Below are 13311 nucleotides of genomic sequence, written 5' to 3' on the forward strand. Positions count from 1 at the left end.
CCCGGGGAACTGAAACATCTAAGTACCCGGAGGAAAAGAAATCAACCGAGATTCCCTAAGTAGCGGCGAGCGAACGGGGACCAGCCCTTAAGCATGGGTGAGGCTAGTGGAACGGTCTGGAAAGTCCGGCCATAGTGGGTGATAGCCCCGTACACAAAAGCCGATCCTGTGTGAAATCGAGTAGGTCGGGACACGTGGTATCTTGACTGAAGATGGGGGGACCATCCTCCAAGGCTAAATACTCCCAGTTGACCGATAGTGAACCAGTACCGTGAGGGAAAGGCGAAAAGAACCCCGGAGAGGGGAGTGAAATAGAACCTGAAACCGTATGCGTACAAGCAGTGGGAGCACCTTCGGGTGTGACTGCGTACCTTTTGTATAATGGGTCAGCGACTTACGTTTGGTGGCGAGGTTAACCGCATAGGGGAGCCGTAGGGAAACCGAGTCTTAACAGGGCGCCATAGTCGCCAGGCGTAGACCCGAAACCGGGCGATCTATCCATGAGCAGGGTGAAGGTTGAGTAACATCAACTGGAGGCCCGAACCCACTCCCGTTGAAAAGGTAGGGGATGACTTGTGGATAGGAGTGAAAGGCTAATCAAGCCCGGAGATAGCTGGTTCTCCCCGAAAGCTATTTAGGTAGCGCCTCGGATGGACACCTGCGGGGGTAGAGCACTGTTTGGGCTAGGGGGCCATCTCGGCTTACCAACCCCATGCAAACTCCGAATACCGTAGAGTGATATCCGGGAGACACACGGCGGGTGCTAACGTCCGTCGTGAAGAGGGAAACAACCCAGACCGCCAGCTAAGGTCCCCAAGTTCCAGTTAAGTGGGAAACGATGTGGGAAGGCTAAGACAGCTAGGAGGTTGGCTTAGAAGCAGCCACCCTTTAAAGAAAGCGTAATAGCTCACTAGTCGAGTCGGCCTGCGCGGAAGATGTAACGGGGCTCAAACTGGACACCGAAGCTGCGGCTGCATACGCAAGTATGCGGGGTAGGGGAGCGTTCTGTAAGCCGTTGAAGGTGTGTCGGAAGGCATGCTGGAGGTATCAGAAGTGCGAATGCTGACATGAGTAACGATAAAGGGGGTGAAAAACCTCCTCGCCGGAAGACCAAGGGTTCCTGCGCAACGCTAATCGGCGCAGGGTGAGTCGGCCCCTAAGGCGAGACCGAAAGGTGTAGTCGATGGGAAATCGGTTAAAATTCCGATACCACGCATAACTGCGATGGGGGGACGGAGAAGGCTAGGCTGGCCGGGTGTTGGTTGTCCCGGTATAAGCGTGTAGGGAGTGGACTTAGGCAAATCCGGGTCCACAATCCTGAGGCGTGATGTCGAAGTACTCTTCGGAGTGCGAAGCAGTTGATGCCAAGCTTCCAGGAAAAGCCTCTAAGCTTCAGGTTATGAGTGACCGTACCCTAAACCGACACAGGTGGTCGGGTAGAGAATACCAAGGCGCTTGAGAGAACTCGGGTGAAGGAACTAGGCAAAATGGTGCCGTAACTTCGGGAGAAGGCACGCCGGTGTGTACGTGAAGCCCCTGCGGGTGGAGCGGAAGCCGGTCGAAGATACCAGGCCCCTGCGACTGTTTATTAAAAACACAGCACTCTGCAAACACGAAAGTGGACGTATAGGGTGTGACGCCTGCCCGGTGCCGGAAGGTTAATTGATGGGGTTAGCCCTCGGGCGAAGCTCTTGATCGAAGCCCCGGTAAACGGCGGCCGTAACTATAACGGTCCTAAGGTAGCGAAATTCCTTGTCGGGTAAGTTCCGACCTGCACGAATGGCGTAACGATGGGGGCGCTGTCTCCACCCGAGACTCAGTGAAATTGAAATCGCTGTGAAGATGCAGTGTATCCGCGGCTAGACGGAAAGACCCCGTGAACCTTTACTACAGCTTCACAGTGGACTTTGACATGACTTGTGTAGGATAGGTGGGAGGCTTTGAAGCCGGGACGCCAGTTCCGGTGGAGCCGACCTTGAAATACCACCCTGGTCATGTTGAGGTTCTAACTCTGTCCTGTTATCCAGGACGAGGACACTGTGTGGTGGGTAGTTTGACTGGGGCGGTCTCCTCCAAAAGAGTAACGGAGGAGCACGAAGGTGCGCTAAGTACGGTCGGACATCGTACGGTTAGTGTAAAGGCACAAGCGCGCTTGACTGCGAGACAGACAAGTCGAGCAGGTGCGAAAGCAGGTCTTAGTGATCCGGTGGTTCTGTATGGAAGGGCCATCGCTCAACGGATAAAAGGTACTCCGGGGATAACAGGCTGATACCGCCCAAGAGTTCACATCGACGGCGGTGTTTGGCACCTCGATGTCGGCTCATCACATCCTGGGGCTGAAGCCGGTCCCAAGGGTATGGCTGTTCGCCATTTAAAGTGGTACGCGAGCTGGGTTTAGAACGTCGTGAGACAGTTCGGTCCCTATCTGCCGTGGACGTTGGAGACTTGAGAAGAGCTGCTCCTAGTACGAGAGGACCGGAGTGGACGAACCTCTGGTGTTCCGGTTGTCACGCCAGTGGCACTGCCGGGTAGCTATGTTCGGACGGGATAACCGCTGAAAGCATCTAAGCGGGAAGCCCCCTTCAAGATGAGGTCTCCCTGAGGACTTGATCCTCCTGAAGGGCCCTTGAAGACCACAAGGTTGATAGGCTGGGCGTGTAAGCGCTGTGAGGCGTTGAGCTAACCAGTACTAATTGCCCGTGAGGCTTGACCATATAACACCGAAGCGGTTTTTTGGATTGCGAGTGTAGCGCAGCTTTCGTTCAGCAGTTTGTGAGAGCAACAGGTTTTTGCCTGATGATCATAGCGGACTGGAACCACCTGACCCCATACCGAACTCAGAAGTGAAACAGTCCAGCGCCGATGGTAGTGTGGCATTGCCCATGCGAGAGTAGGTCATCGTCAGGCATCTTATCCCAGGCCCCGGTAGCAATACCGGGGCCTTCTTGCGTTTGGGGTATGCCGAATTGGTCCACACGCCTTTCCCGTACCTGATCAGATGGACATGAGCATGAGATCAGAAGCGCCTCTGGGAAGCAGAACGATAGGGGAAAGCGATTATGTCTGCAGCGTTAACACTCGGCCGTGTGCCACTCATCCGGGCATGCGGCCGGCTCCCGAAGATGAGCCCGGTGTTAGCAACAAATAGAACTGTCCGGTTTTGTAGCACATAAACTGTCCGCTTTGGGTCCACTGATGATCAGACTTGGCAGCGGACGTTGGCCGGTGCCTGATCAATAGGTTCGAGGGGGTCGAAGGGCAGGCCTTCTGGGGTGTAACTGGCCAGTCTTCTGGGGCCGTGGAAGATCGCCAGGGAGCGATCAGGATAACGGTGTACCCGAACCTTGGCCTTGACGTAATGGCGCCGATAGCGGTCGGCAGGGATCTGCAGCTTGAGTCCCTCGAACGAGACGCAGTTGTCCTTGTTCACGGTGCGTTCGTACTGCTCACACAGGATGTCGTCCAGTCCAGGGCCGATGAAAGGCACGAAGGCGCTGCCCTCGACGGCGGGTTTGACGCAGAACTCCCGGTTGAAGGCCGGCAGGTAGTGCTCCCGAAGGTAGCGGTTGGCCGCCGCCATGGTGGTAATGCCCTGGGCTGCAAGTTCCTTGGGCAGGCGTCCCTGATGGGTGGCGAACTGGCGCTCACAGCGGCCCCGGGCCTCGGGGGAATAGGCGGGGATCATCTCGACCCCGAGCTGGGCCATGGCCCTGCCGAACTGGGTGAGGTTGGACTTGTCGACCTTGCCGCCGGCCTTGGGGGTGTGCCAGTAGTGACTGCCCCGGTCGGTATAGAGGCTCGAGGGAAGGCCGTGATCGGTGATGACCTCTCGCATGGCCTGGAAGCTCGAAGCCGTGCCTTCCTCCTCGACGAAGAACATGGAGTAGTGCTCAGAGGTGGCGTCATCGAAGGTGATGATCAGATCCCAGTGGTGGCCGGGAACCCATTCGTGGGTGGAGCCATCCTGGTGGAGCATCATGCCGACCATGGGCGCCCGCTCGCGGCGTCGACGATGCTTACCCCGAGCCGGTGCCTTCTTGACCAGGCCTGCCTTCTGCAAGGTGTTCCGTACCCAGGTATAGCTGCGTGTGCCGCCGTGACGGTCGCGGTAGAAGCTGTAGAAGTGTTTGATGTTCCAGCCGTCGTAGCGCTCCTTGTAGAGCGCCTCGAGGCGTAGAACCTCATCCACCGGGGCCTTGCGGTGGGAAACCTGACTCAGGCGCTTGTCGATCAGGCCGTCGAGGCCCTCCTCCTCGTAGCGGTCGATATAGCGCCGGAAGGTCCGCTCACAGACCCCCAGCAGCCGCGCCGCCTCTTCCTGGGTCAGCCGTTTCTCGGTCCATCCCGTATAGGCTTCTTCGAATCGCATTTTCCGGATCTCCTGTAGCAGTTCTGTCCGTCTCATGGCTCACCTCCTTGGTGATCATGAAACCGGACAAATCACGTGCTACAAGTCCGGACAGTTTATTTGCTCCCAACACCCGAAGATGAGCCCGGTTGCATTCGGGAGAATGAAGCGAGTATATTAAGGGTTCCATAAAAACATCACACTGGTAAGAGCATCATGACGAACCGAACACCGGCGATTGGAAAGGGATCGTATCATCCCCGCGGATCAGGTATACATTCCGTTGCCTTCCTGTTGCTTCGTCGTCTCTGCCTCCCGCGACTTCTGCCGTAAGGCAGAATATTCCTTTTCTTCGATCTTTGATTTGCAAATAACAGAAGACTCATCCGTTTTGAGAGGACAGCCCTGTGAGCAGAGAACGCCTGATTATCTTTGATACGACCTTGCGCGACGGAGAACAGAGCCCCGGCGCAACCATGAATAAAAGCGAAAAGCTGCGCATTGCCAAAGCACTTGAGCGGATGCGTGTCGATGTGATTGAGGCGGGGTTTGCCATCGCCAGCCCTGGCGACTTTGAAGCGGTTCATGCCATTGCTTCAGCCGTCACGGAATCAAGAGTCTGCAGTCTGGCGAGGGCTCTGGAGAAGGATATTGATCGCGCAGCAGAAGCGCTCAAGCCCGCCCGGATGTCCCGTATTCATACGTTTATTGCCACATCACCGATTCACATGAAATACAAGCTCCAGATGGAGCCCGATCAGGTGATCGAAAATGCCGTCAAGGCAGTACGCTACGCTCGCAACTACACCGATGACGTCGAGTTCTCCTGTGAGGACGCCGGGCGATCGGAAATAGACTTTCTGTGCCGTATTATTGAGGCGGCAATAGATGCCGGTGCCAGCACCATCAATATCCCGGATACGGTCGGTTACGCAATCCCTCGTCAGTTTGGAGAAACCATCCGAACACTCATTGAGCGCATCCCCAATTCCGACAAGGCTGTCTTCTCAGTGCATTGTCATAATGACCTTGGGCTGGCCGTGGCCAATTCACTGGAGGCGGTTCTCAATGGCGCCCGTCAGGTAGAGTGTACGATTAACGGTCTGGGAGAGCGTGCGGGAAATGCCGCGCTCGAGGAAATTGTGATGGCGGTCCGGACCAGAAAGGATCTGTTTCCGGTGGAAACCAACATCGAAACCCGTCATATTGTGCCCACTTCACGCCTGGTCTCGACAATCACAGGCTTTCCGGTGCAGCCCAACAAGGCGATTGTGGGGGCGAATGCGTTTGCGCACGAGTCAGGCATCCATCAGGATGGCATTCTCAAGCATCGTGAAACATACGAAATCATGCGCGCGGAGGATGTGGGCTGGCATACCAACAGTATCGTGCTTGGCAAGCACTCCGGGCGCAATGCTTTCCGTACCCGCTTGCAGGAGCTGGGTATCGTGCTGGAGACGGAAACTCAGCTCAACGAGGCCTTCGCACGCTTCAAGGAACTGGCCGACAAGAAGCAGGAAATCTTTGATGAAGATATCCAGGCACTGGTCAGCAGCACCACCGAGAACAGTCTCAAGGAAAAATATCGTCTGGTCTGCCTGTCTGTCTGCTCAGAGACCGGGGTGACGCCCGTTGCCCGTGTCACTCTGGCCATCAATGATCATGAGGTCACCGAAACCAGCGAAGGTAGCGGACCTGTGGACGCAGCATTCAAGGCCATTGAAAAAATTGTCGACTCAGGGGCTTCCCTGCAGCTGTATTCGGTCAACAACATCACCTCTGGCACGGACTCTCAGGGCGAGGTGACGGTGCGTCTGGAAAGAGGCGGGCGTATCGTAAACGGTTTGGGCGCCGATACGGATATCGTTATTGCATCCGCCAAGGCATACGTTCACGCACTGAATATTCTGGACTCCAATCAGGTCAGGCAGCACCCGCAAAGCGATGTCTGATCTCAGGGTTCGGCACGACTTTCTCGCACAGCTGGGTATCACAGTGTGGTACCCTCGAGAGCCGCTGGAAGGTAGCGCCCACAAGGTCCGGTATGCATGGGGCGGGGAGTCTGAAGAAAGGAAAGGCCAGCCTTCCGTGGAGGCCGTAGCCGGCGTACGCCAGGAAGCCACCGTCCCGGTAAAGTCCATTGTGGCGGGACTGAAGCCGGCGCTTGAGCGCGCGGAGAAGGTTGCACCTGAACCAGAGCGGGTCAGCGATGTGCCGCAGTCCCGAAAGAGCGAGACTGCTGATGCACAGGCATCGTGTTGTCTGGGGGTGATCCGTGCCGGTGAGTGGCTCTTCGTTGCCGAGTCGGATTCGGAGACAGCGCTTGCCATGGATCTGGCAGCAATGAGGCGCGTTGTCGAGGGCATTGCGGGGTTTCCGGGTTGGGCAGCGCCTGAAGAGCTGACGCTTGTCTGGCCACCGTTGGCCGTCAGGTGGGAAAAAACGGGGCTGGAAAGATTGCTTCCAAGGTTTCTGAAGCGTCTGGAAGGCCCTTGTCGCTGTCTGGTCTTTTTTTCCGTATCCAAGGCTCGCGTACAGCTATTTGTAAAAAGCCTTGGCGTGGATGCAACGGTGTTCGCGGAATTTGAGTCGGCATCAGAGCTGATTCAGCAGCAATCCGGAAAAAAAGCGTTGTGGCAGCACCTCAAGGCACACCGGATGTAGACATGCATGAGTCCTTTGTGTTGCGCCGGATGACTGAAGACGACTTGCCCGTCGTGCTTCATAATGAAAGGGCGGCCTACTCACACCCCTGGTCCGAAAAACATTTCCGGGATTGCCTCAGAGCACCCAACGAAAGCTGGGTGCTTGTTAATGACGACCGAGTGATCGGCCACGGTATAATCAGCGTGGTGCTGGATGAAGGCCATGTCCTGAATCTGTGCATCGCTCCGGCCAGACAGGGTGAAGGACTGGGACGGTACCTGCTGGATCGGCTCATGGCCCGATTGTGGGAAAAAGGTGCGTCAACGATTTTTCTCGAGGTGCGTGCCAGCCAGGTTGTCGCTCAGTCGCTTTATGCCAGTGCCGGTTTCGTTGAGATCGGGGTGCGCCACGGCTACTATCCCGCCACAGAGGGTCGGGAGGATGCCATTATCATGGCGTGTCAGAAGGTGGATTGAGGGTGGTCTTTCACCAGTCGCCAATCAGCGAGTGGCCATACGCCCTGGCCTTCCTGATCTGGATGCTCATCGGAGCCGTAAGCCTCCGGACGATTCTCCGTTACCAGCTTTACACGGTGGAAAAAGGGCAGCATCTGTTCTTTGGTAATGTTGTTGGTCTCGCATTATTGTGGAAGCTGGCTGCACCCTTCGGCGACGGCGCGATCAGCATTCACTTTCTTGGGTTGGGCGCTGCCTGGCTGATGCTGGGTGAGGCCATGGCGTTTATTGCACTTAACGCTGCGCTTGCCGTCCACGCCTTGATGGGGATGTTGAGCTGGAGCGCGATACCTGTCGATGGTCTTCTCCTGTCCCTGGCCTTGCTGCCACCGGTTTTTCTGCGGGGCTGGCTTGCGGGGCGTTCATGGAGCAATCCATTGGTGTTTATCTGGTTGAACGGGTTTCTGGGAAGCATTCTTGGCATATTGCTGGTGATGGGTTGTGGCTCTTTATTGGCCTGGATCAGCTGGCCTCACATTCAGGACAATCTTGGGTTGTTATTGCCCTATGCCATTTTGCTGGGCTTTGGCGAAGGGTTTCTCAACGGTACATTGGCTTCGGCACTTGTCATCTTCGTCCCCGGCTGGTTATACAGCATGCGAGGGCTAAGAGAGCTGTAGCGCTGCAGGGCCCCGTGGAAGATCGCAATTGAGTCGCGCCCGGGAATCGGGGAGAATACAGGGCTTCCTTCCATTTGCGCTTACAAAACAGCCTCAGGCTCTGAAGACATGTCAAACGATACGATTGCAAACGAAATTGCCCGTCGGCGTACTTTCGCCATCATTTCTCACCCGGACGCGGGCAAGACCACAATTACTGAAAAAGTGCTTCTGCATGGGCATGCCATTCAGAAGGCCGGCACAGTCAAGGGAAAAAAGTCAGGGCAGTTTGCCAAATCCGACTGGATGGAGATGGAAAAGGAGCGGGGCATTTCGGTGACCACTTCCGTCATGCAGTTCCCTTACGGTGATTGCCTGGTCAACCTGCTGGACACGCCGGGGCACGAAGACTTCTCCGAGGACACCTATCGGACCCTGACGGCTGTGGATGCCTGCCTCATGGTAATTGACGCAGCGAAAGGCGTCGAGGAACGCACCATCAAGCTCATGGAAGTCACCCGGCTGCGTGATACGCCGATCATCACCTTCATGAACAAGCTTGACCGGGATATCCGTGATCCCATTGAGCTGCTTGACGAAGTGGAAGACATCCTGCAGATCCACTGTGCACCCATCACCTGGCCCATAGGCATGGGAAAGCAGTTCAAGGGTGTTTACCACCTGATGCGGGACGAGATCATCCTCTATCAGGGTGGGCAGGGGCATCGGGTTCAGGATAGCCGTGTGATCCGTGGTCTGAACAGTCCCGAGGCGGATGAGGTGCTGGGTGACCATGCTGAGGAGCTCAGAGAGCAAGTGGAGCTGGTTCAGGCCGCCTCACATGAGTTCGATCTGGAGCTTTTCCGCAAGGGGCTGCTGACACCGGTCTATTTCGGTACTGCCTTGGGCAATTTTGGTGTGGACCACATGCTGGATGGGCTGACCCAGTGGGCGCCGGCTCCGTTGCCGCGCCAGGCGGAAACCCGTGTTGTCGAGGCAACAGAACCGACGTTCTCGGGGTTTGTCTTCAAGATTCAGGCAAACATGGATCCCATGCACCGGGATCGCGTGGCCTTCCTGCGCATTGTGTCAGGCTGCTATCGGCAGGGCATGAAGATCCGCCATTGCCGGCTGGGGAAGGACGTGCGCATAGCCGATGCACTGACATTCATGGCCGGAGATCGTTCCAGAGTGGAAGAGGCCTATGCGGGTGACATCATCGGCCTGCACAATCACGGCACCATTCAGATTGGTGACACCTTTACCGAAGGCGAAGATCTGAAGTTTACGGGCATCCCCAACTTTGCGCCGGAGCTCTTCCGCCGGATACGGTTGAAGGATCCGCTGAAGATGAAACAGCTTCAGAAGGGACTGATCCAGTTGTCGGAAGAGGGCGCCGTACAGGTCTTCCGGCCCTTGAATACCAATGACCTGATCGTCGGTGCGGTGGGAACGCTGCAGTTTGACGTGGTGGTTCACCGCCTCAAGTCCGAGTATAAGGTGGAGGCCATTTACGAGCCGGTGAATGTGGTGGCTGCACGATGGGTGAGTTGCAAGGATGAAAGAAAGCTGGATGAGTTCCGTCGCAAGGTTTCCGATAATCTGGCGCTTGATGGCGGAGATAATCTGACCTATCTCGCGCCCACCAACGTCAACCTGTCGCTCGCGCAGGAACGGTATCCTGATATCGAGTTCCGCAAGACACGTGAACACTGACGGCTGGATCGACACTCACTGTCATCTGGATGCCTTTCTGAGGGCCGGTGATCTGGAGCGGGTGATATCGGATGCGCACGCGCAGGGCATCCGGGGCTGGATTGTGCCGGGGGTGGAACCTGGAAACTGGTCTCGGGTGCGGGCTGTTTGTGCAAGCACTCGGGGCGCTGCATTTGCGCTCGGCATACACCCCTGGTGGAGTCATGTTTGCCGGGGTGAGGCGCTTGAGGCGTTGGAAAATGCAGTGGGTGAAGCCATCAGGCGACATGAACCCATTGTGGCAATAGGCGAATGTGGACTGGATCGCCTTCGTGGAGCCAGTCGTGCCCAGGAGGAGGGCTTGCTGGCACAGATCAGTCTGGCCAACCAGTTCGGCTTGCCGGTGATACTGCATTGTGTGCGTCGGCACGGGCGTCTTCTGGAGCTGTTGTCACGGTGTCCGCCTGAATATGGGTTTGTTGTCCATGCCTTTTCAGGTTCGGCCGAGGTGGCGCTGGGTTACGTGTCGCTGGGAGGATATATCGGGCTGGGCGGGCTGCTTGAGGACCGCAAAGCTGAGAAATGGCTGGCTGTACTGAGATCGGTGCCGAAGGAACGCATTCTGGTGGAAACGGATGCGCCGGACATGAAGGCAGCAGCATGGCCCGGGCGGCGCAACGAGCCGGCCAATCTGGCGCGTGTGGTGGAAAGGCTGGAAGCGTTGGAGAGTCAGACAACGGGTGAGCCTGATTTAGATTGGAAATGTATCCTGTCTTCAAACACTTGCCATCTGTTTTCCCGTTACGGGGCGATACAGGTGGAAAAGAGGTGACTCGGGGCTGGATTTTTCAGATGCAGGCCCTTATAATTGCGCGCCCGGATTTGCATAAGATAATGTAAATGCCCCGTTGCGTTGTCGAGTGTGGAACCGAACCAAATCGAATTGAGTGGCTTCTGTGAGAGGCCGAAATCAAGGCGGGATATAGATGAAAACGATTAGCGCAAAACCTGAGACAGTCAAGCGTGACTGGTACGTCGTGGATGCGACAGATAAAACGCTCGGACGTCTGTCCACCGAGATTGCCCGTCGCCTGAGGGGCAAGCACAAGCCGGAATACACGCCGCACGTGGATACCGGTGATTACATTGTCGTGATCAATGCAGAGAAGGTGCGCGTCACCGGTCGCAAGGCTCAGGACAAGAAATACTACCGTCATACCGGTTACCCTGGTGGTCTGCGTGAAATCAGCTTCGAGAAGCTGATTGCGCACAAGCCCGAGCGTGTGATCGAGTTGGCTGTAAAAGGCATGATGCCCCGCAATCCGCTGGGTCGCGCCATGCTGCGCAAACTGAAGGTGTATGCAGGCAGTGAGCATCCGCATACCGCACAGCAACCGATCGAACTGAAACTGTAAGAGGAAGGTTAAGCTATGGCTGTTACTCAATACTATGGAACTGGTCGCCGCAAGACTTCCTCTGCTCGTGTATTCATGAAGCCGGGCAGCGGTCAGATCACGATTAACCGCAAGCCGCTGGATCAGTATTTTGGTCGTGAAACGTCTCGCATGATTGTGCGTCAGCCGCTCGAGCTGGTTCAGATGACTGACAAGTTTGACGTGGTGGTGACGGTCAAGGGCGGTGGTCCTTCCGGTCAGGCCGGCGCGATTCGCCACGGTATCACGCGTGCGCTGATGAACTATGACGAAACGCTGCGTCCGGCGCTGCGTCAGGCCGGCTTCGTGACTCGTGATGCCCGTGAGGTCGAGCGGAAGAAAGTGGGTCTGCGCAAGGCACGTCGCCGCCCGCAGTTCTCCAAGCGTTAATTTCGCGCTGGCGCTCAGAAACAATACCCGGCCCTGCCGGGTATTTTTTTGTCTGCAGTGACTATAGTGTTCTTGATGTAAGGCAATTCCGGCATCTTGCTGAAGTGGTATCGTGCTGGAGTTTCCTGTCAACCCAATTCTAAAATGTCCCCTTTTTACCAAAGCTAAAGTGTCCCCTTTGGGTATCCTGTTTCAGGAGGTTACCGACTGCCTGCCGGAGGCCGCTTTACCAACCGGAGAACGTCGCCATGGATGGTCCGGCGCGGGCTTTCTGCCTGAGGATGCCTTTTGTCTGGCTCTCGCCTTGTCGACACGTTGGTGGAGGCTTTTCTCGTCATCCAAAGGGACCGGGGGCTCGCCTTCGCTCAGGATTTGCCAATCCAGTTGATGCCCTTTGTGGAGCACCGTCACATGGCCATCCTGTGCTTCACAGATGGTGATCCGGGCGCCCCGGAGCCGATAGCCCTTTCCATAGCCGGTGAGCTGGTATTCCCGGTTCCTGAACTGAAAGGTCAGGTTCTTTGAGAGCTTTCGGTGGTTGTGCAGGCACAGGATGAGCGCCAGCTCCTCTGGTGTGTGCAGAACGGGGCGGTGAGCATCCGTGGCGTTCTGGGCGGGTTTGGCAAAGCGTGCGTTGAAATCGCGCATAAAGCCCGGCAGCCAGGCATTGGCGGTCTCAATGTCCGAGATGCCCGCAAGACGCAACTCCTTGACGAGGCGGTCCTGAAGCGTCTGGTTGGCACGCTCGACACGCCCCTTGGCCTGAGGGGTATTGGCATGAATGGGCTCGATATCCAGCGTTTTGAGAGCCCGGGTGAACTGGGTCAGCTCACCTTCGCGCTCGGGTTGGTTTACCCGGAAGATGCTGTGCTTGTCGGAATACAAAGCAGCGGGGCGGCCGTGCTCGGCCAGATAGCCTTGCAGTGTCTGCAGGTAAGCCCAGGTGGTCTCGGCCGGGGCGAAGCGTAATGCCATCAGTTCACTGGTGGCGTCATCAATGAACACGATCAGGGTGCAGCGCGGGCCGCGCCCTTCAAACCAGTCATGTGGTGAGCCGTCAATCTGAATCAGCTCGCCGCGACAGGGCCGTCTGGGACGTCGCTGGTGAATCCGGGCGGCCTTGCGTTTTCCGGGTTTCCAGAGTCCGTCAGCGATCATCCACTGTCGGAGGGTCTCGGCTGACAGCTTGTATCCATGCAGTGCGGTGAGTTTTTCACAGGCAAGCGTTGGTCCGAAATCAGGGTAGCGTGTGCGAACCAGAGAGAGTACTTCCTTGCGCACGGCCCCGGGAATTGCATTGCCCGGGCGTTTACCGAGATGGCCGGAAACCAGTCCTGACGGCCCCTTCTGACGAAAGCGGGCGACCAGACGCTTAACTTGCCGGACACTCAGCCCAAGCTGCCGGGCAGCTTCCTGTTGCCGAAGCTGTTTTGCGGTCACCTGCTGAATGATTGCCAGCCGATCGATCGCTTTTTGCGTCATTGCAATGGTCTCCTCTGCCATTGCCCCCTCCTGTATCCCAAAAGGGGACATTTTAGAATTGCGAGAAGGGGACATTACAGCTTTGGGCTAACACGTGCTGGAGTTTCCTTGTATCGCAAGGGTAATTTCATTACTATGTGTGCCGTTTTTGATAGCGTGCTCTTGATAGAACTGGCGGCCTTCCGGTCGCCATATAATGTGCC

General features: G+C 56.5%; 10 protein-coding genes and 2 rRNA genes (1 of these 12 running past the window's edge). 10 read left to right on the forward strand and 2 right to left on the reverse strand.

The window, feature by feature from the left end:
* A 23S ribosomal RNA gene (locus AAIA72_RS00020) occupies positions 1–2714 on the forward strand; it begins 180 nt to the left of the window's first position.
* 78 nt (positions 2715–2792) lie between these two features.
* Positions 2793–2907, forward strand: a 5S ribosomal RNA gene (gene rrf, locus AAIA72_RS00025).
* A 292-nt stretch (positions 2908–3199) separates the two neighbouring features.
* On the opposite strand, the gene AAIA72_RS00030 is transcribed toward rrf, so the two are convergent.
* Complete coding sequence (locus tag AAIA72_RS00030) at positions 3200–4369, reverse strand: ISNCY family transposase (protein ID WP_369600308.1); 1170 nt, start codon at positions 4367–4369, stop codon at positions 3200–3202.
* 386 nt (positions 4370–4755) lie between these two features.
* Between AAIA72_RS00030 and AAIA72_RS00035 the strand changes: the two genes are divergently transcribed.
* The 8 genes from AAIA72_RS00035 to rpsI all read left to right on the forward strand — a co-directional run bounded on the left by AAIA72_RS00035 (position 4756) and on the right by rpsI (position 11626).
* The gene (locus AAIA72_RS00035) at positions 4756–6300 is read left to right on the forward strand and encodes a 2-isopropylmalate synthase (RefSeq protein WP_369601421.1); all 1545 of its coding nucleotides are present in this window, start codon (positions 4756–4758) and stop codon (positions 6298–6300) included.
* Positions 6293–7012, forward strand: a complete 720-nt coding sequence (locus AAIA72_RS00040) for a hypothetical protein (RefSeq protein ID WP_369601422.1) — start codon at positions 6293–6295, stop codon at positions 7010–7012. Before AAIA72_RS00035 ends, AAIA72_RS00040 begins: the two co-directional genes overlap by 8 nt.
* 2 nt (positions 7013–7014) lie before the next feature.
* Positions 7015–7470, forward strand: a complete 456-nt coding sequence (rimI, locus tag AAIA72_RS00045; protein ID WP_369601423.1) for a ribosomal protein S18-alanine N-acetyltransferase — start codon at positions 7015–7017, stop codon at positions 7468–7470.
* A gap of 2 nt (positions 7471–7472) precedes the next feature.
* On the forward strand, positions 7473–8129 hold the full coding sequence (locus tag AAIA72_RS00050) for an energy-coupling factor ABC transporter permease (RefSeq protein WP_369601424.1): 657 nt from the start codon (positions 7473–7475) through the stop codon (positions 8127–8129).
* A gap of 108 nt (positions 8130–8237) precedes the next feature.
* Positions 8238–9824, forward strand: coding sequence for a peptide chain release factor 3 (prfC, locus tag AAIA72_RS00055; protein ID WP_369601425.1), 1587 nt, complete (start codon positions 8238–8240; stop codon positions 9822–9824).
* Complete coding sequence (locus AAIA72_RS00060) at positions 9814–10635, forward strand: TatD family hydrolase (RefSeq protein WP_369601426.1); 822 nt, start codon at positions 9814–9816, stop codon at positions 10633–10635. Before prfC ends, AAIA72_RS00060 begins: the two co-directional genes overlap by 11 nt.
* 154 nt (positions 10636–10789) lie before the next feature.
* Positions 10790–11218, forward strand: coding sequence for a 50S ribosomal protein L13 (gene rplM, locus AAIA72_RS00065; protein WP_369601427.1), 429 nt, complete (start codon positions 10790–10792; stop codon positions 11216–11218).
* Between the two features lie 15 nt (positions 11219–11233).
* On the forward strand, positions 11234–11626 hold the full coding sequence (gene rpsI, locus AAIA72_RS00070) for a 30S ribosomal protein S9 (protein ID WP_369601428.1): 393 nt from the start codon (positions 11234–11236) through the stop codon (positions 11624–11626).
* A 192-nt stretch (positions 11627–11818) separates the two neighbouring features.
* Here rpsI and AAIA72_RS00075 read toward each other — a convergent pair whose 3' ends face one another.
* Positions 11819–13129, reverse strand: a complete 1311-nt coding sequence (locus tag AAIA72_RS00075; RefSeq protein WP_369599988.1) for an ISNCY family transposase — start codon at positions 13127–13129, stop codon at positions 11819–11821.
* Positions 13130–13311: the final 182 nt, after the last annotated feature.

Origin of the sequence: Thermohahella caldifontis, from assembly GCF_041153465.1 — a bacterium.
In the GTDB taxonomy this organism is placed as follows: Bacteria; Pseudomonadota; Gammaproteobacteria; order Pseudomonadales; family Oleiphilaceae; genus Thermohahella; species Thermohahella caldifontis.

Coding starts and splice junctions, on each gene's coding strand:
- AAIA72_RS00030 (WP_369600308.1), bottom strand. CDS start 4,369: ATGCGATTCGAAGAAGCCTATACGGGATGGACCGAGAAACGGCTGACC.
- AAIA72_RS00040 (WP_369601422.1), top strand. CDS start 6,293: ATGTCTGATCTCAGGGTTCGGCACGACTTTCTCGCACAGCTGGGTATC.
- rimI (WP_369601423.1), top strand. CDS start 7,015: ATGCATGAGTCCTTTGTGTTGCGCCGGATGACTGAAGACGACTTGCCC.
- prfC (WP_369601425.1), top strand. CDS start 8,238: ATGTCAAACGATACGATTGCAAACGAAATTGCCCGTCGGCGTACTTTC.
- rplM (WP_369601427.1), top strand. CDS start 10,790: ATGAAAACGATTAGCGCAAAACCTGAGACAGTCAAGCGTGACTGGTAC.
- rpsI (WP_369601428.1), top strand. CDS start 11,234: ATGGCTGTTACTCAATACTATGGAACTGGTCGCCGCAAGACTTCCTCT.
- AAIA72_RS00075 (WP_369599988.1), bottom strand. CDS start 13,129: ATGGCAGAGGAGACCATTGCAATGACGCAAAAAGCGATCGATCGGCTG.